At 70.8% G+C, this 23,998-nt stretch carries 26 protein-coding genes; 15 read left to right on the forward strand and 11 right to left on the reverse strand.

What is annotated here, in order from left to right:
- The first annotated feature begins 4 nt into the window (after positions 1-4).
- The 3 genes from ACIBVP_RS00760 to ACIBVP_RS00770 all read left to right on the forward strand — a co-directional run bounded on the left by ACIBVP_RS00760 (position 5) and on the right by ACIBVP_RS00770 (position 2,165).
- A complete protein-coding gene (locus tag ACIBVP_RS00760; protein WP_396103833.1) occupies positions 5-376 on the forward strand; it encodes a nuclear transport factor 2 family protein in 372 nt (123 codons plus the stop codon).
- 14 nt (positions 377-390) lie between these two features.
- On the forward strand, positions 391-1,440 hold the full coding sequence (locus ACIBVP_RS00765) for a branched-chain amino acid aminotransferase (protein WP_396103834.1): 1,050 nt from the start codon (positions 391-393) through the stop codon (positions 1,438-1,440).
- Between the two features lie 95 nt (positions 1,441-1,535).
- Entirely contained in the window at positions 1,536-2,165 is a 630-nt protein-coding gene (locus ACIBVP_RS00770; protein WP_396103835.1) for a TetR/AcrR family transcriptional regulator, read from the forward strand.
- A 167-nt stretch (positions 2,166-2,332) separates the two neighbouring features.
- Here the strand turns inward: ACIBVP_RS00770 and ACIBVP_RS00775 are convergent, their stop codons facing one another.
- The 4 genes from ACIBVP_RS00775 to ACIBVP_RS00790 form a co-directional block, all read right to left on the reverse strand.
- The gene (locus ACIBVP_RS00775) at positions 2,333-2,659 is read right to left on the reverse strand and encodes a DUF5709 domain-containing protein (protein ID WP_396103836.1); all 327 of its coding nucleotides are present in this window, start codon (positions 2,657-2,659) and stop codon (positions 2,333-2,335) included.
- Between the two features lie 184 nt (positions 2,660-2,843).
- A complete protein-coding gene (locus ACIBVP_RS00780) occupies positions 2,844-3,134 on the reverse strand; it encodes a DUF6510 family protein (RefSeq protein WP_396103837.1) in 291 nt (96 codons plus the stop codon).
- Positions 3,131-3,874, reverse strand: a complete 744-nt coding sequence (locus ACIBVP_RS00785; protein ID WP_396103838.1) for a ferredoxin reductase — start codon at positions 3,872-3,874, stop codon at positions 3,131-3,133. Before ACIBVP_RS00785 ends, ACIBVP_RS00780 begins: the two co-directional genes overlap by 4 nt.
- Before the next feature lie 3 nt (positions 3,875-3,877).
- The gene (locus tag ACIBVP_RS00790; RefSeq protein ID WP_396103839.1) at positions 3,878-4,477 is read right to left on the reverse strand and encodes a sulfite oxidase-like oxidoreductase; all 600 of its coding nucleotides are present in this window, start codon (positions 4,475-4,477) and stop codon (positions 3,878-3,880) included.
- A 273-nt stretch (positions 4,478-4,750) separates the two neighbouring features.
- On the opposite strand from ACIBVP_RS00790, the gene ACIBVP_RS00795 reads away from it, so the two are divergent.
- The 6 genes from ACIBVP_RS00795 (at position 4,751) to lepB (ending at position 9,300) form a co-directional block, all read left to right on the forward strand.
- Positions 4,751-5,668, forward strand: coding sequence for an NADP-dependent oxidoreductase (locus tag ACIBVP_RS00795; protein WP_396103840.1), 918 nt, complete (start codon positions 4,751-4,753; stop codon positions 5,666-5,668).
- 165 nt (positions 5,669-5,833) lie between these two features.
- Positions 5,834-5,992 carry a hypothetical protein gene (locus tag ACIBVP_RS00800; RefSeq protein WP_396103841.1) on the forward strand — a complete coding sequence of 53 codons (159 nt, stop codon included), beginning with the start codon at positions 5,834-5,836 and terminating at the stop codon, positions 5,990-5,992.
- A 68-nt stretch (positions 5,993-6,060) separates the two neighbouring features.
- The gene (locus ACIBVP_RS00805; protein WP_396103843.1) at positions 6,061-6,582 is read left to right on the forward strand and encodes a MauE/DoxX family redox-associated membrane protein; all 522 of its coding nucleotides are present in this window, start codon (positions 6,061-6,063) and stop codon (positions 6,580-6,582) included.
- Positions 6,579-7,109 (forward strand): TlpA family protein disulfide reductase, encoded by a 531-nt coding sequence (locus ACIBVP_RS00810; protein WP_396103844.1) that lies wholly within the window; start codon positions 6,579-6,581, stop codon positions 7,107-7,109. The genes ACIBVP_RS00805 and ACIBVP_RS00810 overlap by 4 nt, the downstream gene beginning before the upstream one ends.
- The gene (locus tag ACIBVP_RS00815; RefSeq protein ID WP_396103845.1) at positions 7,106-8,932 is read left to right on the forward strand and encodes an ABC transporter ATP-binding protein; all 1,827 of its coding nucleotides are present in this window, start codon (positions 7,106-7,108) and stop codon (positions 8,930-8,932) included. The genes ACIBVP_RS00810 and ACIBVP_RS00815 overlap by 4 nt, the downstream gene beginning before the upstream one ends.
- Positions 8,929-9,300, forward strand: coding sequence for a signal peptidase I (gene lepB / locus ACIBVP_RS00820; protein ID WP_396103846.1), 372 nt, complete (start codon positions 8,929-8,931; stop codon positions 9,298-9,300). Before ACIBVP_RS00815 ends, lepB begins: the two co-directional genes overlap by 4 nt.
- Before the next feature lie 275 nt (positions 9,301-9,575).
- Here lepB and ACIBVP_RS00825 read toward each other — a convergent pair whose 3' ends face one another.
- The 4 genes from ACIBVP_RS00825 to ACIBVP_RS00840 all read right to left on the reverse strand — a co-directional run bounded on the left by ACIBVP_RS00825 (position 9,576) and on the right by ACIBVP_RS00840 (position 13,292).
- A complete protein-coding gene (locus ACIBVP_RS00825; RefSeq protein WP_396103847.1) occupies positions 9,576-10,148 on the reverse strand; it encodes a hypothetical protein in 573 nt (190 codons plus the stop codon).
- Positions 10,149-10,227: 79 nt separating this feature from the next.
- Complete coding sequence (locus ACIBVP_RS00830; RefSeq protein ID WP_396103848.1) at positions 10,228-11,184, reverse strand: peptidoglycan-binding protein; 957 nt, start codon at positions 11,182-11,184, stop codon at positions 10,228-10,230.
- Positions 11,185-11,381: 197 nt separating this feature from the next.
- Complete coding sequence (locus tag ACIBVP_RS00835) at positions 11,382-12,536, reverse strand: S1 family peptidase (RefSeq protein ID WP_396103849.1); 1,155 nt, start codon at positions 12,534-12,536, stop codon at positions 11,382-11,384.
- 174 nt (positions 12,537-12,710) lie between these two features.
- Positions 12,711-13,292 carry a TetR/AcrR family transcriptional regulator gene (locus ACIBVP_RS00840; RefSeq protein WP_396103850.1) on the reverse strand — a complete coding sequence of 194 codons (582 nt, stop codon included), beginning with the start codon at positions 13,290-13,292 and terminating at the stop codon, positions 12,711-12,713.
- Between the two features lie 122 nt (positions 13,293-13,414).
- Here ACIBVP_RS00840 and ACIBVP_RS00845 point away from each other — a divergent pair, with 122 nt between their 5' ends.
- Positions 13,415-14,407 carry an NAD-dependent epimerase/dehydratase family protein gene (locus ACIBVP_RS00845; RefSeq protein WP_396103851.1) on the forward strand — a complete coding sequence of 331 codons (993 nt, stop codon included), beginning with the start codon at positions 13,415-13,417 and terminating at the stop codon, positions 14,405-14,407.
- Here the strand turns inward: ACIBVP_RS00845 and ACIBVP_RS00850 are convergent.
- On the reverse strand, positions 14,390-15,871 hold the full coding sequence (locus ACIBVP_RS00850; RefSeq protein ID WP_396103852.1) for an MFS transporter: 1,482 nt from the start codon (positions 15,869-15,871) through the stop codon (positions 14,390-14,392). The genes ACIBVP_RS00845 and ACIBVP_RS00850 overlap by 18 nt on opposite strands.
- An 84-nt stretch (positions 15,872-15,955) precedes the next feature.
- Between ACIBVP_RS00850 and ACIBVP_RS00855 the strand changes: the two genes are divergently transcribed.
- The 4 genes from ACIBVP_RS00855 to ACIBVP_RS00870 all read left to right on the forward strand — a co-directional run bounded on the left by ACIBVP_RS00855 (position 15,956) and on the right by ACIBVP_RS00870 (position 19,119).
- Positions 15,956-16,729 carry an AraC family transcriptional regulator gene (locus tag ACIBVP_RS00855; protein ID WP_396103853.1) on the forward strand — a complete coding sequence of 258 codons (774 nt, stop codon included), beginning with the start codon at positions 15,956-15,958 and terminating at the stop codon, positions 16,727-16,729.
- A 188-nt stretch (positions 16,730-16,917) separates the two neighbouring features.
- On the forward strand, positions 16,918-17,505 hold the full coding sequence (locus ACIBVP_RS00860) for a Crp/Fnr family transcriptional regulator (RefSeq protein WP_396104899.1): 588 nt from the start codon (positions 16,918-16,920) through the stop codon (positions 17,503-17,505).
- 34 nt (positions 17,506-17,539) lie between these two features.
- A complete protein-coding gene (locus ACIBVP_RS00865) occupies positions 17,540-17,863 on the forward strand; it encodes a hypothetical protein (protein ID WP_396103855.1) in 324 nt (107 codons plus the stop codon).
- An 80-nt stretch (positions 17,864-17,943) separates the two neighbouring features.
- Positions 17,944-19,119 (forward strand): glycosyltransferase family 4 protein, encoded by a 1,176-nt coding sequence (locus ACIBVP_RS00870; protein WP_396103856.1) that lies wholly within the window; start codon positions 17,944-17,946, stop codon positions 19,117-19,119.
- On the opposite strand, the gene ACIBVP_RS00875 is transcribed toward ACIBVP_RS00870, so the two are convergent.
- Positions 19,106-21,685 carry a tetratricopeptide repeat protein gene (locus tag ACIBVP_RS00875; RefSeq protein WP_396103857.1) on the reverse strand — a complete coding sequence of 860 codons (2,580 nt, stop codon included), beginning with the start codon at positions 21,683-21,685 and terminating at the stop codon, positions 19,106-19,108. The genes ACIBVP_RS00870 and ACIBVP_RS00875 overlap by 14 nt on opposite strands.
- A gap of 215 nt (positions 21,686-21,900) precedes the next feature.
- Complete coding sequence (locus ACIBVP_RS00880; RefSeq protein ID WP_396103858.1) at positions 21,901-23,229, reverse strand: aminotransferase class I/II-fold pyridoxal phosphate-dependent enzyme; 1,329 nt, start codon at positions 23,227-23,229, stop codon at positions 21,901-21,903.
- A 164-nt stretch (positions 23,230-23,393) separates the two neighbouring features.
- On the opposite strand from ACIBVP_RS00880, the gene ACIBVP_RS00885 reads away from it, so the two are divergent.
- Positions 23,394-23,933, forward strand: a complete 540-nt coding sequence (locus tag ACIBVP_RS00885) for a carboxymuconolactone decarboxylase family protein (RefSeq protein ID WP_396103859.1) — start codon at positions 23,394-23,396, stop codon at positions 23,931-23,933.
- The last annotated feature ends 65 nt before the right edge of the window (positions 23,934-23,998 follow it).

The raw sequence follows: 23,998 nt of genomic DNA on the forward strand, positions 1-23,998 counted from the left end.
CACCGTGACCAGTCTCGTGACCCGGTCCCACGCCGACACCGTCCGGCACTACTTCGACCTGATCGACGACGGCGACCTGCTCGGCTCGGTCGCCCTGTTCGCCCCCGGCGCCGTCTACCACCGCCCCGGGCACGCGCCCTTCCACGGCACGGACGCCATCGCGCACTTCTACGTCGACCTGCGGCCCATCCGCTCCGGCAGGCACACCCTCACCGCCGTGCTCACCGAGGGCGCCCGCGTCGGCGTGCACGGCGAGTTCCACGGCGAGGCCCACGACGGCTCGCCCGTCGACCTGCGCTTCGCCGACTTCTTCGAGTTCGCCGCCGACGGCGCGATCACCCGCCGCGACACCTACTTCTTCGCCCCCCTCGTCTGACAAGGAGCACAGCCATGACCGTCGAACTGCAGCGCACCGCCCCCGCCGAGCACGGCGCGGTGTTCACCGACCACCTGGTCACCGCCACGTGGACCGGGGACCGGGGCTGGTCGCCCGCCCGCACGGGCCCGCTGGCCGACTTCGCGATGCACCCCGGCATGATCGGGCTCCACTACGGCCAGGTCGTCTTCGAGGGGCTCAAGGCCCACCGCCAGGCCGACGGGTCGATGGCGGTGTTCCGCCCCCGCGAGAACGCCCGCCGCTTCCAGCGTTCCGCCGCCCGCCTGGCGATGCCCGAGGTGCCCGAGGAGATGTTCCTCGCCGCGGTCGAGGAGATCGTCGCCGCTGACGGGCACCTGATCGACGACGATCCCGACATCAGCCTCTACCTGCGTCCGCTGCTGTTCGCGAGCGAGGCCAACCTGATGCTGCGGCCCTCGCGCGAGTACACGTTCATGATGATGGCGTTCGTGGCGGGTGGCTTCTTCGGCCACGTCCTCGAACCGGTGCGCGTGTGGGTCAGCCGGGACCAGCCGCGTGCGTTCCCCGGCGGCACGGGCGACGTCAAGTGCGCCGCGAACTACGCCGGTGCCTTCCACGCCCAGCGCAGGGCCCAGGAGGCCGGCTGCCAGCAGGTCGTGTGGCTCGATTCCGTGGAGCACCGCTACGTCGAGGAACTCGGCGGCATGAACCTTTTCCTGGTACGCCGAATCGGCGACGACGTCGAACTGGTGACCTCACCCCTGACCGGCACCCTGCTGCCCGGGGTCACCCGCGACACGCTGTGCACACTGGCCGCCCGCCTCGGCTACCGCGTCCGCGAGGAGCGCTTCACCGTGGAGCAGTGGCGCGACGAGGCCGCCGCGGGCGTGGTCACCGAGGCGTTCGCCTGCGGCACGGCTGCCGTGGTCACGCCGGTCGGCCAGGTCCACGACGGCGGCGCGGAGTGGACCATCGGCACCGGCGGACCCGGCGAGGTGACCATGCGCGTCCGCGAAGCCCTGCTGGACGTCCACAAGGGACGCGTGCCGGACCCGGACGGCTGGATGCACCACATCCGGTGACCTCCTGGCACGGGGCGGCCCGTCACCGGCCGTTCCGATGGACCGCATGGTCCAGCAGGAGGTGGGAAGGTGATCAGACAGGGTAGCCTGGGTCCGTGAGCAGGCCGGAGGACGCCCAGGCGGTGCGAAGGCTGACGCCCCGTGGCGCCGCCACTCGCGCGCGCATTGTGGCGGCCGCCCTCGAACTGATGTACGTCAAGGGGGTGAACGCGACCACGCTGGACGACGTCCGCGCCGCGAGCAACACCAGCAAGTCGCAGCTCTACAACCACTTCGCGGACAAGGAGCAGCTGGTTCGTGCCGTCGTCGCGGCGCGGGCCGCGCAGGTTCTCGAGCGCGAGCGCGGCTACCTGCAACGGTTGAAGTCCTTCCAGGGGCTGGTCCGGTGGCGCAACGCCCTGGTGCAGCGCAACGCGCTCCAGAACGGCGCGTACGGGTGCGGGCTGGGGTCGATGGCCAGCGAGCTGGCCGACCAGGACGAGCCTGCCCGCTCCACGCTCGCCGAGTCGTTCGCGGAGTGGGAGGGTCTGCTCGCCGCCGGCCTGCGCCGGATGCAGGACGGCGGGGTTCTCCGGCGGAACGCTGATCCCGAGCGGCTCGCGACCGGCCTCATGGCCGCCCTGCAGGGCGGGTACCTGCTCGCCGAGACCGCGCACGACATCACACCCATGGAGGTCGCGCTCGACATGGCGCTCGACCACGTCAGGTCCTTTCTCGCCTCGTGACGCGCTTGAACGTAGCCGAGGGCCATGTCCAGCGCTGTCTCGAGTTGTCCGCCCCCCGTGCAACGCGGCCATCATGCCGGTGGCGAGCCGGTCCGGTTCGACATCCGGTGACAGGTCGCCGCTGTCCTGTACTCGGGTGATTCCCGCCGCCGGCAGTGACTTCCAGGTCAGGAAACCGGCGTGGACGACCAGCCGTCGGCCGTCCTCGCCCGCCGGCAGCAGGTAGACCAGGCCGCGGAACGTGCCCGCCGTGCTCCTGGCTCTCGAACCGCGTCGTCAATGACGATGTGCACCGCGGCCTCCTCGGCGGACGCGGCGGATCCGTCCACGCCGATGTCGCGCGCGTAGAGGTAGGCGTACGGGGTGTCTTCGTCGACGCCTTCGACAAGACGTCCGGCGCGGTCGACGCCAACCTCGTCGTCGTACGGTTCGCCGTCGGTGTCGCTGCTGTCGCCGATCCCGTCGCCCTCGTCGACCGCCGCGATGTCAGGCACCTCTCGGGCGAGCCGCCCTGCCAAGGGCTCGTGGCCCGCCGCCTCCCGGGCCGTGACGCCCCAGTCGAAGACAGCGATCGGTCGCTCCGGCGGTGAGTAACCTCGTCGAGCACGTCGGTGACGCCGCGGTCGTCGAGGCTCTCGGCGGGTTCGAGCAGCCCGGAGTCGTTGTCGATGTCGTCTCTCATCTCGGCGTCCCGGCGGTGAGGGGCACACGCACCGACTGTGCGCCACACAGGTCCAGCCACGCATCGGTCGGCGTGCGCACGAGTCGCGCGAGGACCGACGTGCACTCCGGGCAGCGGGACACCAGCCCGGCACCGCCGTAGACGTGGGTTTCGGCGAACCTGCTGGGGCTCGCGCACCGCGCACAGGTCAGCACGGCCGTCGTGGCGTCGATGCCGAGGGCTTCGCTGAACGGGCCCGCCGCGCCGTTGCCATCGATGTGGTCGCCGTCCGAGATCGTGCTCATCATCGTCCTCCGCTTGGTCCGAAGCGTTCAGTGCGGATGGTGCCGGGGTTGTGCCCTTGAGCCAGGAGGAGCACGGAAACCGTCTCGACGAAGCTGGTCGGGCCGCAGATGTAGGTGCGCGCGTCCATTCCGGACGGACGGGCGGCGGCGAGGTCCGCCGGGCCGATCCGGCCCGCCGGGCGACTGGTGCCGAACGCCTTGCGGCTGAACAGGATCGTGACGTCGACACCGGGGTAGGACCGCAGTTCGGCGTCGTGGTAGATGTCGGCCGGGGTGCGGACGGAGTAGAGAAGGGTGAACGGCGGCGGGTCGGTGACGTGTGCCCGCTGCCGGACCATGGCCATGATCGGAACGATGCCCGACCCGCCGGCGACCAGGAGTACCGGCATGGTCTCCGTGCCGCGCCAGGTGAACCAGCCGCCGATCGGTCCGCGCAGTTCGACCTGGTCGCCGACCATCAGCTCGTCGACGAGGTAGGGGGACACCTCGCCGTCCGGCAGCCGCTGCACGGTCAGCTCGACGAGGTCTCCGTCGGCCGGGGCGGCGATGGAGTAGCTGCGTTGCGCGCTGTACCCGTCGGGGGCGGTGAGCCGCACGTCCACGTGTTGTCCCGCGATGTGGCCGGGCCAGCCGGGGACGTCGAACACGATCGTCCGCGCGGTGGGGGTCACCTCGCGGATCTCCACCGCCGTCGCGACCCGCCAGCCGAGGCGCAACCGGGTGATCGTCGCCGGTTCAGCCATCGCTCAGTCTCCCGTGTAGCGCTGTTCGCGCCACGGATCGCCGTAGTTGTGGTAGCCGAGCTGTTCCCAGAACCCGGGCTCGTCGTCGTGGAGGAGATCGATCCCGGTCACCCACTTCGCCGACTTCCAGAAGTAGAGGTGCGGCACCAGCAGCCGCGCGGGGCCGCCGTGTACTCCGGGCAGCTCCTCACCCTCGTAGCGGTAGGCGATCCAGGCCTTGCCGTCGAGCAGATCCTCCAGCGGCATGTTCGTCGTGTAGCCGCCGTAGGAACGGACCAGGGCGTAGTCGGCGGCCGTCGCCACGTCCTCGAACAGCGTGTCGAGCGAGACGCCCTCCCACGTGGTGTCGAACTTCGACCACTTGGTCACGCAGTGGATGTCCACCGTCGGCCGCTCGGCAGGCAGGGCCATCAGCTCCGGCCACGTCCACGTCGTCTCCGTCCCGGTCTCCGCGCGGATGGTGAACCGCCACGCGTCGAGGGGAACGCTCGGGGTCGGCCCGGCCTGCAGCACGGGGAAGTTCCTGGTCAGGTACTGGCCGGGAGGCAGATCGGCGGCGGCGCTGTCGCGGCGCCCGTGAAACCCTCTGCTGATGACACTCATCGACACCTCCTGAGTCGAAGCGAAGCATAACTGAACCAAAAAGTCCATTCCAGTGGCAGGTCTCGCCAACGGGAACGGTGCGACCCGGCGCCGCGGCGCGTGGCGGAGTCGCTACCAGGCGAACTCGATCACCCCATGGCGCGATGGCGACGCCTCGCCGCTGCGCACGGGTCGACGGTCGCATAAGTGGACTTGACAGTCCAGTTTGGTCGAAGCTAGGTTCGGGGCCCACCGACGCGTCCATTCGCTGGAGAAGAGACAACGGAGGCAGCAATGAAGGCAGTCGTCGCGACGGACCAGGCCGCGGAAGCGGCCGGGATCATGCTCGCGGAGCGGCCCGAGCCGACGCCGGCGATCAACGACGTCATCGTCGAGGTCCACGCGTCGGGCTTCGTCCCAGCGGAGTGGGAGTGGCCCTCGACGTGGGTCGACCGCTCCGGTCACGATCGAACCGGTGCGATCATCGGCCACGAGTTCGCCGGTGTGGTCTCCTCGCTCGGCTACGGCACGACGGGGCTCTCGCTGGGACAGCGGGTGTTCGGGATCACCGACTGGCACCGCGACGGAACCCTGGCCGAGTACACGGCCGTGGAGGCACGCAACCTTGCGCCGCTGCCGGGGAACGTCGACTTCACAGTGGGCGCGAGCCTGCCGATCTCCGGCCTGACCGCGTGGCAGGGCCTGTTCCAGCACGGTCGTCTTCAGGCGGGGCGGAGCGTCCTCGCGCACGGTGCCGCTGGCGCGGTCGGGTCCGTGGTGACGCAGCTCGCCCGGGAGTTCGGCGCCCACGTCATCGGCACCGGGCGGGCGGCGGACCGCCAGGCGGCGCTCGACTTCGGCGCGAACGAGTTCCTCGACCTCGACCACGATGATCTCGGCGACATCGGCGGGGTCGACCTGGTCTTCGATGTCATCGGCGGTGACATCCAACGGCGCTCCGCGAGCATCATCCGTCCTGGCGGAACGCTCGTGTCGATCGTCGGGCCCGCCGAGACCCGACCCGTCGACGGCCTCGCGATCGACTTCGTCGTCGAGTCCGTTCCCAGTCAGCTGGTGCAGATCGTCGACCGGGTGCGGGACGGACGCCTTCGCTCGCACATCGGTACCGTCGCGACCCTCGACGACGCCATCCCCGCGCTCAACCCGACCGAGCGGCGCAAGGGCAAGACCGTCGTTCGCGTCCGCCCCTGAGCCCCCAGGAACGGGTGCACGAGGCCGCCTGACCGGGCAACCTCGACCCAGCCGTGCGCGGTGGCCGCCGACCTTGATCGAGCTTGATCGTTTTTCTTTCCTCCGCGGGTGGATGCGGTGAGCGTGGACGCGTTCTGTTCGTCGCTCGACGGAAGGGAGATCCTCGTGAAGCGAGTTCTGCGCCGTGCCGGTGAACGGCTGGCAGCGCTGGTCGTGCCGAAGGTGGAGGCCGGTGCGTGCGTGCCGGAGGCCGGCGACTGCTGCACGCGACGCAACTACCGGCACAACTGCTACGGCGTCTGCACGTACAGCCTAACCTGCTGAGTTGTGTGCCGGCGGGGGCGTGAGCACGGCCCCCGCCGGCGCGGGCCGCACCGATCCGGGGAGGTCCTGTGCTCGATCTTGTCGCACGTGCGCTGCTGGTCGTCGTGTTCGTGGGAGCGGTCGCCGGGAAGCTGCGGTCGGCGCGCGCGTTCGCCGAGTTCGTCGACTCGGTGGCCGTGCTGGCGCCTGCGCGGCTACCGGCGCGGCCCGTCGGAGCGCTCGTCGTCGCCGCCGAGGGCGCGGCCGCCCTGCTGCTTCTCGCACCCGTGACCCGGCTCGCGGGCTACGCGCTGTCCGTACTGATGCTCGTCCCGTTCGCCCTGGGCATCGCCCGGGTCGTCCACAGCGGACAGCGGGTTCGCTGCAGCTGCTTCGGCGGCGGAGGCGGGCTGCTCGGCCGCGGTCACATCGTGCGCAACACGCTGCTCGTCGCGGCCGCGTGCCTCGGCGCGCTCGACGGCACCGCCGCCACCACGCCGGGAGCGCTCGTCGCGCTGACGGCGGGTGTGTCGCTAGGCCTTGTCACCGTCCGCTGGGAGGACATCGCGTTCCTCCTGCGCCGACCCGCGCCCACCGGGAGGAACCGTTGACCGTGCTCACGACCGCAGTTGTCCTGCTCGCCGTGGTCACCGCGCTGCATGTGCTCCTGACCTTCGGTCTCGTCACCAGGATCCGCGAGCTGCAGCAGCAGGTGGCCGGCATGCCGGCCAAGGACCCGGACCTGCCGCGGTTCGGCCAGGTCGTGGCGCCGTTCTCGGTCACCGACCTCGACGGCGACCCGATCTCCGAGGCCGATCTCGCCGGGCCGGTGCAGGTCGGGTTCTTCGCCGCCGGGTGCGCGCCGTGCACGACGATGTCCGACTGGCTCGCCAAAGAGCCGCCCGCGACGCGGTTCATCGCGCTGATCGACGGTGATCCGGCCGCGGACAACACGAAGCGCCTGATCGCGAAGCTCTCCCCGCTGGGCCGCGTCGCGCTCATCGATCCGGAGCACACGTCGGTCCTCGCGTTCGCCATCACGTCCTTCCCGACGCTCCTGCACCTGGACTCCGGTGTGGTCACCGCGTCCGGTTCGCGGCCGAGCCACTTCACCGGCACGCCGTTGCCCGTGGCATGACTCCCACCGCGCAGCCCACCCACCGCGCGGCCGCTGCCGCGCTCGCACTGCCCTTCCGGGCCGCGCCGGTCGTCGCCACGGTGACGCTGCTGCTCACCGTTGTCGCCGGGGTCGCCCCGGCCGGTGGCGCGTGGCTGACCATGCTGCTGGTCGACGAACTCACCGCGGGCACCGCGAGCACGGGTCGTGTGGTGCTGCTGGCGGTCGCCGGGGCGGCGGTCGGCGGCCTCGCGATCGCGCTGCTGTACGTCGGCGGGCACCTCGGCGAGGTGCTGCAACAGCGGGTCACGCTCACGGTGGAGAGCGCCCTGTTCCACCGCGTCTCGACGCTGCCGGGCATGCGCCACCTCGAGGATCCCGCGTTCCACGACCGGCTGCGGCTCGCCGAGCGGGCCGCGCAGGACGCCCCGGCCACGATCTCGCAGTTCGCGCAGGAGCTGATCCGGTCTGCCGTGCTGCTGACGAGCTTCACCGGTGCGTTGCTGGTCGTGTGGCCGCCGATGGTCCTGCTGCTCGCCGCCTCGGTCGTCACCGCGGTGTTCGCGCGACTGGCGACCGCCCGCCGGGAAACGGCCACCGAGGAGACGTGGGTGGCGACCGACCGGCGACGGCTGTTCTACCGCGCGCTGCTCACCGACGTCCGCGCAGGCAAGGAGATCCGCCTGTTCGGCCTCGGCCCGCTGCTGCACACGCGGATGGTGGACTCGCTCCGGTCGACCTCACGGGCACGGCTCGTCGTGGCCCGCCGCAGCACGGTGGTGCAGAGCCTGCTGGCGCTGCTCGGCGCCGGGGTCACCGGCGTCGGCACGGTCGTGGTCGCGGTGAACGTGGTCCACGGTGGCTCGTCGGTCGGCGACCTCGTGCTGTTCCTCGGCGCGGTCGCTGGGGTGCAGACCGGGCTGTCGGGCGTAGTGCTCCAGCTCGGCGAGGCCAGCCGCGCGCTGCGGCTCTTCGGCCACTACCTCGACGTCCTTCAGACCGGCGACGACCTCACCACGGGCACGGCACTCCCGGCCCGGCTGGCGACGATCGAGCTGCGCGACGTGTGGTTCCGCTACCGCGACGACGGACCGTGGGTGCTGCGCGGTGTGGACCTGACCATTCCGGCCGGGGCGGCCGTCGGCATCGTCGGGGTGAACGGGGCGGGGAAGAGCACGCTCGTGAAGCTGCTCTGCCGGTTCCACGACCCGGACCGGGGCACGATCACGTGGAACGGAACCGACATCCGGGAACTGGACCTGGCGGCGCTGCGCGCCCGCATCAGCGTCGCGTTCCAGGACTTCATGACCTACGACCTCTCCGCCGCGGAGAACGTGGGCCTCGGCTGGGTGGACCGGATCGGCGACCGGCCGCGGATCGTCGCCGCTGCCCGGTCCGCGGAGATCGCCGACAAGATCGAGGCCCTGCCGGACGGCTACGACACGATGCTCTCCCGCACCTACGGCGACGAGGACCATCCCGGGGTCGTGCTCTCCGGTGGACAGTGGCAGCGCGTGGCGCTCGCCCGCTGTCTGATGCGCGCCGAGGCCGAACTGCTCGTCCTCGACGAGCCGACCGCGGGCCTCGACGCCGAGGGCGAGCACCGTGTGCACGCCACGCTGACGCGGCACGCGGCGGGGCGCACCCGGTTGCTCGTGTCGCACCGCATGGCGGCCCTGCGCGCCGCCGACCTCGTCGTCACGCTCGCGGGCGGGCGGATCGTCGAGCAGGGCAGCCACGACGAACTGATGGACGCGGACGGTGAGTACGCGCGGTTGTTCCGCCTGCAGGCGGGCGGATACCAGGACGCGCGGGTGGCCACGGGAGACGGGGAGGCGACGTGACGCTGCTCGGCAGGTGGCTGACCTGGGTGACCGTGCGCGGGCACAGCATGTCGCCCACGCTGCACGACCGGCAGCGGTTGCTCGTGCGCAAGCTGCGCCGCCCCCCACGACGGGGAGACGTCGTCGTCTTCGCCGTGCCCGACACGGGATCCGACGCTGGCGATCCGCCATACCGGGTCAAACGGGTCGCCGCGGTCGGCGGCGACCCGGTGCCCGACTGGCTCGCGGGGACCATGCCGGGCGTCGCGCGTGTGCCGGCCGGGCACGTGGTCGTCGCCGGGGACAACCGGCGCTCCCAGGACTCCCGTCACCTCGGCCTGGTCGCCGTCGACGACATCGTCGGCACCGCACCGACCTCAGCGCCCTGAAAGACGCTTGCGGGACTCAACGTCTCGGGCGCGGCTTTCGCGGCACAGCACCCAGCGACACATTCTGGAGCTGGCCGGAACAAGAACCGCATCGGCCACGGTCAGTGTCACTGGACGACTTGGATCTGGATGCCGCTCGTTTGTCGTCGTCCCCGCCGCGAGTGCGGCGTTGGGCCTGTCCAGCTCGTACGGCGCCCGGTGGTCGACGCGACCGGCGGGCGGGTGGTCGGCTCGCTGGTGTCTCGATCAACTCGACGCCGTGCGGGAGCTTCAGGTCAGGGACGGCCCGGACGATCGGCGCACAGGTCGAGCGGGGACGGCGTGGCGGGCGCGGTGTCGGCGCGGGGGCAGAGCGACGGCGTGACCACACACCACCCCGCGTCGTCCTCGTTGCGCATCAGCAGAACCAGGTCAGTGTCCGCGGGGTTGCCGATCACCAACGTCGCGGTGGCCACGTCGTCGTGCTCGTCGGAGACCGCCAGGACGGTTGTCGTGCCCAGGCGCGTCCAGCCGTCGGGCAGCGTCACATCGTCGGGGTAGCAGGTGTAGGACGCGAACGCGGACCTGTCGCCGTCGCTGAGCGCCGCGGCGGCGAGGTTCGCCGTGCCCTGGGCGGAGTCGCGCGGATCGTCCGGCTGGGCGAGGTACACGACGACGCCCACGGTCGCGGCCAGCAGCACCACGAACCCGACGGCCTTGACCCACAAGGGAAACGGCTTGTGCGGCGCCGGTCTCGGTGCCACCGGCCGGCGCATCGGCACGTGCCCCGGCGGCAGGCCGAGTGCTTCGGGCTCGCCGTCGGGTTCGTGGTCGGGTTCGTGGTGGGACCGGGATGCCTTCGGGCTCATCGCCCCATCCCACCACACGATACGGCGGCAGATCTCCGGATCATTACGCTGCCGCCGTATCGCGTCTGGCCTCCGTGCGTCAGCCGACCAGGGCCCGCCAGGTGATCGAGCCCGCCACGCCGTCGACCACGAGCCGGTTGACACTCTGGAACGAGCGCACCGCCGAGGTGGTCACGGAGCCGAACTGGCCGTCGACCAGCAGTCCTGCGCTGCGCTTGTTGAGCGCGGTCTGCAGACCGCGGACGTGGTGGCCGACGTGGCCCTCACGCAGCACGAGGTCCAGGTGCGGCCAGGTCGCCGGGCCGACCTGGCCGTCGGCGACCAGGCCCGCGCCCGACTGGAACCGCTTGACCGCGTTCACCGAGACCGACCCGTAGACGCCGTCGACGACCAGGCCGTAGCCGCGCTGGTTCAGCAGGTGCTGGATGACCTTCACGGTCGCGCCACTCGCGCCCGGGTCGATCCTTGGCCAGCCACCGCCCAGGTCGACACCGCGGGCTGTCATGAACGTGACGGGGTTGACCGTCGGGCCGAGCCCACCGGAGTGGACCTCGAAATGCAGGTGCGGTCCGGTGACGTTGCCGGTCGCACCCATGTCGGCGATCCGCTGACCTGACGAGACGCGCTGGTTCAACGCGACCCGGTACACGTTGAGGTGACCGTAGTAGGTGTACACGCCGCCGCCGTGGGAGATGACGATGGCATTGCCGGTACGGCCACCCAGTCCGCCGCCCCACTGACGGCGGATGACGGTCCCGGCGCCCGCCGCGTAGACCGCGGTGCCGGTCGAGTTCGTGATGTCCTGACCCGCGTGCGGACCGGCCGGCCGTGGCGCACCGTAGTAGCCGCCGGAGGGGAAGTATCCCAGCGCCGGGTTGCACCAGGCGCCGTTCTTCAGCGTTGCCGCCGAGGCCGGCGTCGTCAGGACAGTCATCCCGACCGCCGCGGCGCCGAGCCCGAGCCCGGCGATGAGCGCGCGGCGGGAGACCCTCGCGTCCGGCCGGTCCACATCGGCCGCGCTGCACGATTCACACATGGTCGCTCCTTGTCGGAAAACCAGGGATCACGTGTCGGTACGACGTGGGGCGCGGGCAGGGTTCCGGCCCCGGTGATCACCTCCGCCCAGACGTTAGTGACCGTTTACATGCGTGTGGGCCACTGAAACGCCGAATCCTCGTTGGACCAACGGCACCAGGCCCGATGCCCTGAAAGACGCTTTCGGGGCGCTCAACGTCACGAATGCGGCTTTCGCGGCACCGTGGTGCTGGTGACCAGCGTGAGGCCGTAGGCGTCGAGTGCCTCGTTCACCGGCTGGTAGAACGTCTCGCCGCCGTCCGTGCAGTCACCGGAACCGCCGGACGTCATGCCCTGCGCCTGGTCTCCCGCGACGAAGGAACCGCCGGAGTCGCCGGGCTCCGCGCAGGCCGTCGTCTGTGTCAGCCCGCTCACGATGGCGCCGTCGATGTAGACGACGGTCTGGTTCCTGGCCTCGATCCTGCCGCAGTGCCAGCCGGTGGTGGACCCGGACCGGCAGACGGAGGCACCGACCGGGGCCTCGGTCGACCCGCGCACCACCACGTCGGTGCCGCCGTAGCGGTTGACGAGGTTGGTGAGCGTCCACCCGGCCGACGTCACGTCGACCTTGCCGTAGTCACCGAAGTAGCTGAACGTGCTGCCGCCCAGCATGCCCATCTGCTCGTCGTCGTGGCCGAACGCCGGTCCGGCGCCCTGTGTGCAGTGTCCGGCGGTGACGAAGTGCTTGGTGCCGCCCGCGCCGGTCGCGCTGAAGCCGACCGAGCAACGCCACGCCAGCGTGGTCCACTGGTCGCCGCCGCGCACGTGCGACAGGGCCCGCGGCGATTCGGTGACGTCGCTGACCTGGACCGCCGGGCTGGTCCGCCGCACCTCGGCGAGGTACGCGTCGGTCGCGGCGTCCGCGCGTGCCCGGTTCACCTCGACGACGACGCGGTTGCTCCGCACGTCCACGTACCAGCCGGTGACCCCGGCCGCTGGGGCCCGACGGTCGAGGGCGGACTTGATCGCGTCCAGCTCACGCATGGAGTAGCGCACGAGGGTCGGGTGCGCGCCCTCGGCGCGAACGGTGGCCGCGGCGGCCCGTTCGGTGACACCGACGACGAGCGTGTTCGTGGTGTCGTCGAAGTAGGCGCCGCCGAAGGCTTCGCCCAGTGTGTCGGTCAGTGTCGACTCGACGGCGGCGGCCTCGGTCTGACTGGCGAACCGCTGCTGCGCCTGCTGCGCGGTCAGGCCGAGATCACGGCTGATCGCGGCCTGCGGTGACGTGTTCGCGTCGGCCGCCGCTGGTGTGGCCAGGATGCTCGTCGCCGTGACGAAGACGCAGGCGAAACCGAGCGCTCGTCCGAGATGCATGATGTCTCCCTCGCTGGACTGGAGTGCAGGGGGTGGCCGGCAGGGCGGCCGTACGGACATCGGGACATCGGCCGGCGCGCAACACTTTTCTCGGCGATCAGGCCGAATGCCGGGGACGTCGTCGGCCGACTGGACGTAGGGGATCCGTCGATCGGACCGGTGCACACGAACGCATCACGTGCCTGGCAGGTCGATCAGTGCCAGCACCTGGTCGACGACGCGTGCCATCGGCTCGGTGGACTCGAAGGCGCGGCAGAGCACCAGCGCGCCTTCGAGGGTGGCCAACATCAGCATCGCCAGGTTGTCGGCGCGGTCGCCGGCGACGCCGTACTCGGTGAGGCCCTCGGCGAGCGCGTCGAGCCAACTCCGGTACGCGGAGCGGCTGGCGTGGGTCAGCGGCTCGGAGGAGGGCACGGTGTCGAGCGTGACCGTGGTGACCGGGCAGCCCTCGGTGAAGTCCGACGCGCGCAACGCCTCGGCGAAATGGCCCGCCATCCGCTCCACCCAGTCCCGTGGGGTCGGGCTCGCCGCTCTGGCCTGGCGGATCAACTCGCTCCACTCGGCGGTGGACGCGCGGACGCTCTCGACGGCCAGCTGTTCCTTGCCGCCGGGGAAAAGGAAGTACACCGAGCCCCTCGGGGCGCCGCTGTGCTCGATCACCTGCGTCAGCCCGGTGGCGTGATAGCCCTGTCGGCGCATCAGTGTGCGGGCGCTCGCGATGATCCTGGCCCGCGAGTCCGACCTGGGTCGTGGCACCACGTCTCCTTCCGCCGAGTTTGACTGTACCGGTCGACATAGTTTTAACTATGACGGACGGTCAAGTTACCTTCTCGTCCGTCCATGCCGCCCACATCGGGGCTCTCACCAGGAGGATGGACATGACCACGGTCTTCGTGACCGGAGGATCCGGGTTCGTGGGCGGCCGGCTGATCACGCGGCTCGTCGCGGACGGGCACACCGTGCGTGCGCTGGCGCGCAGCGACTCCGCGGCCGCCCGGGTCAGCGAGCTGGGCGCGACGGCGGTGCGCGGAGACCTCGGTGACGTCACCGGTCTGCGTACCGCGGCGGCGGGCGCCGAACTCGCCTTCCACGCCGCCGCGCGCACGACCCGCGACGGCGACCGCGCGCGGTTCTGGGCGGACAACGTCGACGGGACCGCGAACGTCGTGCGTGCGGCGCGGGACGCCGGGGTGCGCCGCCTGGTGCACGTGGGCACCGAGGCGGCGTTGATGGCCGGACGGCCACTGGTCGACGTTGACGAGACGGTGCCGGTGCGCCCGGACTCCCGTGCCTGGTACGCGGCGTCCAAGGCGGCCGCCGAGCGAGTCGTGCTCGCCGCCAACGACGAGACCCTGCAGACGGTCGTGCTCCGGCCGCGGTTCGTGTGGGGCGCCGGAGACACCACCGTGCTGCCCGAACTCGTCGCCATGGTGAGCTCCGGGCGGTTCGCGTGGGTCGGCGGCGGGCGTCACCTGACCGACACCACGCACGTCGACAACGCCGTCGAGGGGCTCGTGCTCGCCGCTCGGCGGGGCGTCCCGGGCGAGGCCTACTTCGTCACCGACGGGGACCCGGTGGTGTTCCGGGACTTCGTCACCGACCTGCTGGCCACCCAGGCGGTGACAGCGCCCACCCGGACGCTGCCCGCGTTCCTCGCCAGGATGGCCGCCGGTGCCGGTGAGGCGATCTGGCGCGGCCTGCGCCGCAACGGCGCGCCGCCGCTGGACTACATGAGCCTCTGGCTGTCCAGTCAGGAGTGCACGATCAACATCGCGAAGGCCCGCGCGGAACTCGGCTACCGCCCACCGCGCACCCGTTCCGACGGACTCGCGGAACTGCGCGCCGCCGCGGGATCAGTCGCCGGGTCGTGACGTGGACGGCCTGCTGCGGCGGTGTCGCCGACGCCCGCGATCGCGTTCGGCCGTGACCGTCGGGGGCCCGTGCCGCCAACGGGCCGGCGTCCGGACGCGGCGGTGGGGGAGGAAGACGGCGACGAGGGCCGCGCCGGCGACGAGGAGGACGGCGGCGCCGGTCATCCCGAACGAGAAGCCCTCCGTCGCGGCCTGCCGCGAGACGGTGTGGCGGGTGGCCAGTGTGACCAGGACGGCCAGCCCGACGGCGCCGCCTATCTGCTGGACGGAGCTGAAGATCGCCGCGCCGAGGCCGGCGTTCTCCTCGGTCGTGCCCGCGACTGCGGCGCCGGTCAGCGCGGGCAGGCTCAGGCCGCAGCCCACGCTCGTGACGAGCATGCCCGGCAGCACACCCAGGGCGTAGCCGTCACCAGGTGCCACACCGGACAGCAGCAGCAGCCCGGCCGCGCTGATCAGGAACGCCACGACGAGGAGCGGCCGGGCGCCGAACCTGGTCACCGCGCGGGCGGAGAGCCACATGCCCGCGAGGATTCCGGCGCCGTACGGCAGGTAGGCGACACCGGCCTCGAGCGGGCGGTAGCCCACCACGGTCTGCAGGTGGATCATCAGCAGGAAGGCCATCGCGTAGAAGGCGGCGGAGAACAGCAGGGTGGCGGTGTTGGCGACGGCACGCGGCCGGAACGCCAGGAACGCCAGGGGCACCAACGGTTCCGCCGCACGCGCCTCGATCACGAGGAACGCGCCGCCCAGCGCGACGGCGAGGACCAGGGAGGCGATGACGGACGTGCTGCCCCAGCCGGACTCCCCGGCGTCGAGCAGGCCGTGGACGAGCGCGAGCACGGCGCCGGTGCCCACCACCGCGCCTGCCACGTCGAGCCGCGCCCGGCTGGTGGTCCTGTTCTCCGCGACCAGCCGGGGCAGCGCCACGAGCGCCACTGCCGCCACGGGCAGGTTGATCAGGAAGATCCAGCGCCAGGAGGTCAAACCGGTGAGCGCACCGGAGATCACCAGGCCCGCGGTGCCGCCGAGACCGGCGATGCCGCCCCAGACACCGAGCGCCCGCGCACGTTCGTCGTCGCCGGGGAACAGGAGCGTGATCAGCGACAACGCGGCTGGGCCCGCCAGGGCCGCGCCCGCACCCTGGAGGAACCGGCCCGTCACGAGCTGCCAGGGTTCCTGGGCGAGTCCGCAGAGCAGGCTCGCCGCCCCGAACAACGTCACACCCAGGAGGAAAGCGCGGCGGCGGCCCCACAGGTCCGCGGCGCGGCCGAACAGCAACAGCAGCCCACCGAACGCGAGGAAGTACGCGTTGACCGCCCACGCGAGGCCCGTGGTGGCGAACCCGAGGTCGTCACGGATGCTCGGCAGGGCGACGCTCACCACGGTGTCGTCCAGCACGAGCATGAACTGGACGAAGCACAGCACGACCAGAGCGGACCGTCGCCGCGCGTGGGTGACCGACATGCCACGACGCTATGAGCCGCATCGCGATGGCCGCAATTCGCGACGAGGCCAGACGATGTCGCGCTGAGGACATACCCTGGCCGCATGACCGAAGCCATCTTCGACGACCCGCCACCGGCCGTGGGCGCGATCGTCGTCGGCAACTTCCCGTTGTCGTCGGGGGAATGGATCCCGGCGCACCGACACTCGCACCACCAGGTGGCCTGGACACGCAGCGGTGTGCTCAGCGTCGCCGTCGACGACTCCTACTGGATCCTTCCGCCCACCCGCGCGCTGTGGTTGCCCGCCGGGGTGGTGCACCGGACGGGCGCCACCCGCGACGCCGTGCTGTGCGGCCTCTACCTCGAACCGGCCCGGTGCCACATCGACTGGACCGAGCCGACACCCGTCGCCGTCGACGGGCTGCTCGCGCACCTGATCGGCTACCTCAACCGGCCCGGCCTCGCCGACGACGCACGGCTGCGCGCCGAGGCGGTCGTGCTGGACCTCCTGCGGCCCTTGCCCATCACACCCATCGACGTGCCCGTGCCCACCGACCCCCGCGTGCTCGCCGTGACCGGCGCACTGCTCGCCGATCCCGCCGACCCGCGAAGCCTGGAAGCACACGCACGGGCGGTCGGCGTGAGCAGACGCACCCTGACCCGGCTGTTCGTGCAGGACACCGGCATGAGCTTCGACCGCTGGCGCGGGCACATGCGACTGCGCGCCGCGCTACCCATGCTGGCCGAGGGACAGCCCGTGTCCCGGGTCGCCCACGCCGTGGGATACGCGACTCCGAGCGCGTTCCTGGCCGCGTTCCGCAGAACCGTGGGCACATCCCCGATGCGCTACCTCAACGGCGACCGCCCGCACGCGTGACACGTGTACCTCTGATGCCGACACGACTATCAGTCCGCATCACCTTCGCCTACATTCATCCAATCGGATGTAGCTGTAGTGCTGTATGAAATCTTACACTCAAGCTCGTGGTTGAAGACACATCGCTGCTAGTCGAGGATCTCCTGAGCGCCAGGCAACGCCTGGAGCTCGAGAGCCTTGGCGACCCGGTGACGTACCCGCCCAACCACACCATCTTCTGGGAGGGGCAACCCTCGCACGCTGTGCTGATCATCCAGTCCGGGAACCTCAAGGTCACCCGCGAGGCCGATGACGGCACCGAGACCATTCTCGCGATCCGGGGTGCCGAGGAGGTGATGGGCGAGGAGGGCGTGCTGATGGACGAGCCGCGTTCGGCGACCGTCACCACCATCAACGACGTCACCGGGATCCTCGTGCGCGCGGATGTGTTGCTGCTGTTCGTCGAGGAGCAGCGACTGTGGCCGATGATGTACCGGGCCGCTGTTCGCCGTCGGCGGCAGTTGGATCAGCGTCTTCTCCTCGTGCGGTTGAACGTGCGGAACAAGTTGGCTCGCTGGCTCCTGGAACTCGCTACCGAGGTGGGTGAATCCACCGACGAGGGGTGGGTCATCGAGTCGTCGTTGTCCCAGGAGGACCTCGCCGGACGGATCGGTGCCTCCCGTGTCACGGTGGCCACCGAACTGCGCAAGTTGCGGGACCGCGGGCTGATCAGCACGGGGCCCCAACGTATCGTTCTGCACGATCTTGAAGCACTGCAGATGCTCACCACCACCTGAGGCAGGCAGGAGGGGGGAACGAAGGGTAGAGACGATGACCGGAGAACTGGGCCCCTTCCAGGACTTCTGGGAAGCCTGGAACGAAGTGGGGGACCAGATCCAGGACAAGCCGTTCGAGCACTTCCCACGTGCCGTGGAGATCCAGTTCGAGGAGATGCGCGAGCACATCCACAACCATGACAAGCGTGCCGCGGCGCGTGAGGCGGCGGACGTGATCAGCATCGCGCTCAACACCATGCGCTGGCTCGGATACCAACCCGCCGAGATCGCCGAGATCGCGCGCGACCGCGCCGACCAGCGAATGCGTGGCAGGACAAGCGAGATCCTCACGAAATACCAGCAGAAGTACGGCATCTGAACGCCGGACCCGCCCGTATGGGGGTAGCCATGCCTGGTTCCAACCGACTTCGAACTCGACTGGCCGCGAGGTACGACGAGGTGCCCGCGATCCTCCTGATCAGCGACGAGTGGACCCCCACACGAGGCGGAATCTCGCGCTTCAACCGAAGCCTGGCGATCGCGTTCGCGGAAGGGGGTTACCGGACCGCCTGCCTGGTGCGGGCCGCCACGGACGTCGAACGAGCGGACGCGGAGAACCATGGCGTGGAGCTGTTCCAGGCCGCGGTCACTCCCGCTGGTCCGGACCTCTCAGTACGTGTTTCCGAGGTCGTCGCCTGGCGGCCGGACATCGTGATCGGTCACGAACTCGTGAGCGGTTCGGTGGCGTGGACCTACACGAACCACTACGTACCGACGGCATCGCTGGTGTACATCCTGCACACGGTTTCCCTGAACGAGCCCTACAAGTCGTATCCCGACACGGCGAGGCGCGCGACGAACCGAGAGCGTGAGATCGAGAAGACCGCGGCCGGAGCCGCCGTCGTGGCCGCCGTCGGCCCGCTGCTGAAACGCCGGGGTGAGGCGGCGCTCGGGGACAGCAGGGTCGTGCAGCTCGTGCCCGGTATGGACGTACCCGATGATCCTCGGTGGCTGCACCGCAAACCGCCGCCGAACTCGATCGTGTTGATGGCCTGCCGCACCAACCACATCGAAGCGAAGGGGCTGGACATCGCGGCGGGTGCGATCGCGGACCTGCGTCTGCCGCGCCAGCTGCCACCGGTGGAGCTGCGCATCCGTGGCGCCCATGGTGACTCGTGCGACTCGTTGAAGGCCGAGCTGCTGGGGCGGGTGCGGGTCGCGCGTCACCAGATCGACGTCCGTGAGTACACGGCGGATCCCACGGAACTCGCGCGTGACCTCGGGCAGGCTGCGTTGTACGTCATGCCGTCGCGCGCGGAGGGTTTCGGTCTCGCCGCGCTGGAGGCCATCGGCCTGGGCACACCCGTTCTCGTGAGTGACCGAAGTGGACTGGCGGATCTGCTCGACGACTGCCTCGGCGAGTTCGCCAAGGCCATGATCGTCCCGGTGGTGGACGATCATGAACGGGACGTGAGCACGTGGCGGGCCGCCGTCGAAGCCAAGCTGCAGGACCTGCCGCGTGCGTTTGCCTACGCGCACGACGTGCGCAAGATGCTTCTGCCGCGCCTGCGGTGGCAAACCACGGTGAGCACGCTCATGTCGCGCTTGCCGGTGCCGGCGCCTAGGACGATGTGAGACGCGCCAGCACCCGGTCCGCCGCGGGGTGGTGGATCTCGCGGTAGATGTCCAGGGCCTCACGCAGGGCCGACATCGTCGTCGCCGGATCGCGACACGCGTCGGCCAGGTGTTCCAGTGCCACGGCCTCCCAGTACCGGTCGCCGAGTTGCCGGTCGAGTCGCGCCGACTCCCGATAGCACGTGATGGCGTTCTCGTACTCGCCCGCTGTCTCCGCGATCTCCCCCAAGGTGAGCAGCGCGTCGGCCTGGCCTTCCACCTGACCGATCGACCCGTACAGCTCGAGCGCCTGTGAACAGAGTGGCCGCGCCTGTTCATGTCGCTCCAGCGCGCACATCTGCTGTCCCATCGCGATCAACGCGTCCGCACGGGCAAGGGGACTGTCGCCGTCACGGCTGAGTTCCCAGGCGGCGCGGGCGTGGGCCAGCGCCTCGCTGTGGTTGCCGCGTCCGCCAAGGACCCTGGCGTACACGAGATGGTTCTTGACGATGCCGTCGTGATCTCCCAGGGCGTGGTAGAGCGCGGCGGCGCGGTCGAGCAGGTCGACCGCTTCGTCGTGGTGACCGAGGCGGGCGAGGGAACTCGCCAGGTGCCGGGACATCACGGCTTGACCGAGGCGGTCTCCGCCACTGACGACCGCGGCCAGGGCGGTCCGCTGAACGTCCACCCGCTCGCCCCACCTGCCGCTGCGGCGAATGTAAGTCGTGCCGGCCCACGCGAGACGCCAGGCACGATCCACGAAACCGTGTTCTGCCGCGACGCCGACCATCGCCTGCAAGGTGGTGTGCTCGCGGCTGAACCAAGCGATCGCGCTCTCGTAGTCGGTGACCTCCGGGTTGGCCGGCGGCTGGTCCGGTGCCGCCCTCTCGTGCCGGTGCGGCTGGATGATCCGGTCCGCGTGCGTCGTCGTCCGCAGGTAGTGGTCGACAAGCCGGTCCACCGCGGCGCGTCGTTCCGGGTCGTCCGCGCACAGTTCGGTGGCGTAGGCCCGCACCAGGTCGTGAAAGCGGAATCGTCCGGGCACGTACTCGGTCAGCAGATGAGCGCGGGTCAGCTCTCGCAGCGCTGCCGGAGCCTGGTCGCCGACCAGCGCGAGGCAGGCCGCGACGCCCACGTCGGTGCCCGGATGAGCCCCGAGCAGCCGGAACAGCCGTGCGGCCGCCGCCGTCAGCACCGCGTAGGACCATGAGAACACCGCTCGCGGGCTCAGATCGGCGTCACCCAGCGACAGCCGGTCTAGCCGGTGACGTTCGTCGCGCAGGCCGCGCACGAGCGTGCCGATCGACAGCGCCGGCTGACTCGCCGCCTGCGCGGCGGCAACGCTCAGTGCGAGCGGCAACCGGACACACAGCTCGATCAGCTCCGCGGTGGCTTCCGGCTCGGACCTCAGCCGGGCCGGGGCAACCCGCTCGGCCAGCAACGCGAGTGCGTCGGACTCCGGCAGTGCGTCGAGTGCGATGCGGTGTGCACCATCCCTGACCACCACGCTGTCCATGCGGTCGCGGCTGGTGATCACCACGGCGCAGGTCGGCGACGCGGGCAGTAGCGGGCGGACGTGGTTGCTGGAGCGTGCGTTGTCCAGTACGACGAGCATGCGCCGCTCGGCGAGAAGGCTGCGGTAGAGCGCGGTCTTGGCATCAAGCTCGATCGGGATCGCGTGTGCCGAAACGCCGAGCGCCTGCAGGAAACCATGCAGGGCCTCGCCGGAATCCATCGGTTCCCGCTCGTCGAAGCCGCGAAGGTCGACGTGCAGCTGGCCGTCGGGGAACAGGTGCCGGACGCGGTGTGTCCACGTGAGTGCCAGGGCCGTCTTGCCGACGCCGGCCATCCCGTCGATCGTCGCGATGACAAGGCCCGCACGTTCGGTGACCAGTTCGGTGAGGTGGGTCAGCTCGGCCTCCCGGCCGACGAACTGGCGGGTGGCGGGCGGGAGTTGATGGGGCACCGGCGAGACCACGTGCCGCGGTCGTTCGTTGCCCGGCAACGGCGCGCCGTCCACGAGTCGCACCCATGCCGGCGTGTCGGTCTCCTTCTCCGAGATGTGGATCTGGCGGTAGGTGTCACGTTCGGCGGTCTCGCTGTGCCAGACCACCTCGTCGAAGAACCAGTCCGACACGACGATCGCCAGCAACCCGGTCGAGAGCTCGTGCGCCTGCTTGAACGCCGCGGAGTCGATCAGCCGGAACGCGAGGTTCACCGCCCTGCCCGCGACGCCGTGGTCGTCGTGGTGCACTTCGCCCGCGTGCAGCGACAGCCGCAACCGGATCCGCTCCTCCTCGGGACATGTCGAGTTGTGGGCGCGCAGCGCGGTGACGAGCCGATCGAGCAGTTTCTCGACGAGAACGCTCTTCGGGACGGTCGCCGCGATCACCACGAGCACGCCGTCGCCGCGGTCCTCGTGGTGGCAGTCCCGCCACCGGACACCTGCCTCGTCGAGCGCCCTCTCCAGCAGCTGGTACATGGCCCGGCGGATCGCGAGCTGGTGCAGGTTGGTCCGCCGCGGATCTCCGAACGCGGACACGTCGACGACCAGCACTGTCCGATGAACCGCCGGTGGAACCGCCATGGCACCATCAAACGCACCACCGGAAGGGGTGTGCAAGGAAGGACTCCGCCGCGAGAAGGTCTGCCGCGTGGGCTCATCGCGGTGCGGCTACCACGGTCGCGCGCCTTGCCCTGCCAGAGCTCCAGGGCGGAGCCGAGCGCGGCGAGCTCGCCCAGCGACGTCCCGCGCCACACGGCGTTCCCGTGCCGGCTCGCACAGTTCCTGTCGTCACCGTGTCACGAGGACCTGCCGGCCGGCGTCCGCGCCTGGACCTCGGCGATCGCGTCCGCCAGGTCGGCGACGAACTGACCCAGCGCGTCGTCGTCGAGGTCGTGCAGGGTGAGCCGCACGAACGGGGTGTCGGAGTCCGCGTCGACGTGGAACGTCTCGCCGGAGCGGACCAGCCAGCCCCGCCGCATGAGCGCGGTGGACACCGAGCCCGCGTCGCACCCGGTGTCGGCCCACAGGTTCAGGCCGTCGCCGACCCTGGCGGAAACGCCCTGGGCGGCAAGGAGTTCTCCCGCGGCGCGGTTGCGCTCACCGTAGTGCGCGGCGGCCCGGTCCACGAGCGCGCGGCTGTCCGGCTCCGACAGCATGGCGAACGCAGCCTGCTGGAGGATGTGGCTGACCCAGGTGCTTCCCGGGGACAGCCGCGTGCCGAGCCGCTGCGCCGTGACCGGGTCGCTGGCGACGAACGCGAGCCGCAGGTCCGGGCCGAGGAACTTCGACACCGAGCGGACAAGTGCCCATCGACGGTGTTCCGGAGCGATCACCGTGTGGTAGGCGTTCGCGGAGAGCATCGAGAAGTGGTCGTCCTCGATCACCAGCAGGTACGGGTGCGCGACGAGCAGGGCGCGCAGCTGTTCTGCCCGCCGCGGCGACAAGCTCGCCCCGGTCGGGTTGTGGGCGCGTGGGGTGCAGACGACCGCGCGGATGCCCGCCGCCACCGCGGCCTCCAGGCCGGCGACCGTCATGCCCTCGTCGTCGACCGGGATCGCCACCGGCCGGTACCCGGCCAGCCGCACCGCGTTGATGCTCGACAGGAAGCAGGGTTCCTCGAGTCCCACGAGGTCACCCGCGGTGAGTGTCTGCGTCAGCAGCCGCTCGACCGCGTCGACCGCGCCACCGGCGAGGCTCAGCCGGAACCCGCGCGGCTGCGCCGCCTCCAGCCACGACGTCGCCCACGCGGCCAGGTCCGGGTCGATCAGCGCGTCGCCGTACAGCGCGGCCCGGCGGACCCCGGCCAGTGCCGCGCCGAGATCCGGGAGCAGTGCGGGATCGGGGTTGCCGCTGCCGACGTCCCGCAACGAGGTGCCCGCGGCGAACCCCTCCTGGCCGAGCGGCGCCGGTTCCCCGGCCACCACGGTCCCCGCGCGGCCTCGGCTGACCACGGCACCGGCTCGGGCCAGCGCGAGGTAGGCCGCCGAGACGGTGTTGCGGTTCACCCCCAACTGTGCGGCCAGTGCCCGCACCGGCGGCAGCGCCTCGCCCGCACGCAACTGCCCGGCGTCGATCTGCGCACGCACACTGTCGACGATCTCGCTCGCCGTCGCCCCTTCGATCATCCGGGCCCTCCTCGAAAGTCCGCCCCCACAGTGGCACGGGGTGCGGCCATGCCGGTGCACCGCATCACGTCGAACCATCTGGAATATTTGTCCTAGGACATGTTAGCGTCTGTCCTATGACAAAAGTGGAACGGCGCGGCCCGTCCACTGATCGAGGAGAAACCATGAACCGAATCGACCTGATCGCCCCCGACCAGATCACCGACGGACGGGCCGAGACTCTCGCCGAGATCAAGAACGCGTTCGGTCTCGTGCCGAACATGTTCAAGGCGGTGGCCAACTCGCCCGCCGCGCTCACGAGCATGTGGGCGCAGTTCGGCGCGCTCGCCGACGGCGTGCTCGGCGCGAAGCTCGGTGAGCAGGTCGCCGTCGCCGTCGCCGACCGCAACCGTTGCGACTACTGCCTTTCCGCGCACACGCTGCTCGGGAAGAAGGCGGGTGCGACCGCCGAGGAGATGGCCGAGGCGCAGAGCGGGCGCTCGGCCGACCCGCGCACGAGCGCCGTGCTGACCCTGGCCACCGCGCTGGTGGACAAGCGCGGCCAGATCGCCGACTCGGACGTCCAGGCCGCTCGCGACGCCGGGCTCAGCCAGGAGGAGATCGTCGAGACCGTGGCACACGTCGCGTTGAACGTGTTCACCAACTACATCAACGTGGCGCTTGGCGTCCCGGTCGACTTCGAGCGGGTTCCGCTCACCAGGTAGGCCACCGCCGCGACACCCGCCGGTTCCCTCCGCCCGCCACCGCGGATGTCGCGCGGTCCCCGGTG

It is taken from the genome of Actinophytocola sp. NPDC049390 (assembly GCF_044466355.1).
GTDB lineage: Bacteria > Actinomycetota > Actinomycetes > Mycobacteriales > Pseudonocardiaceae > Actinophytocola.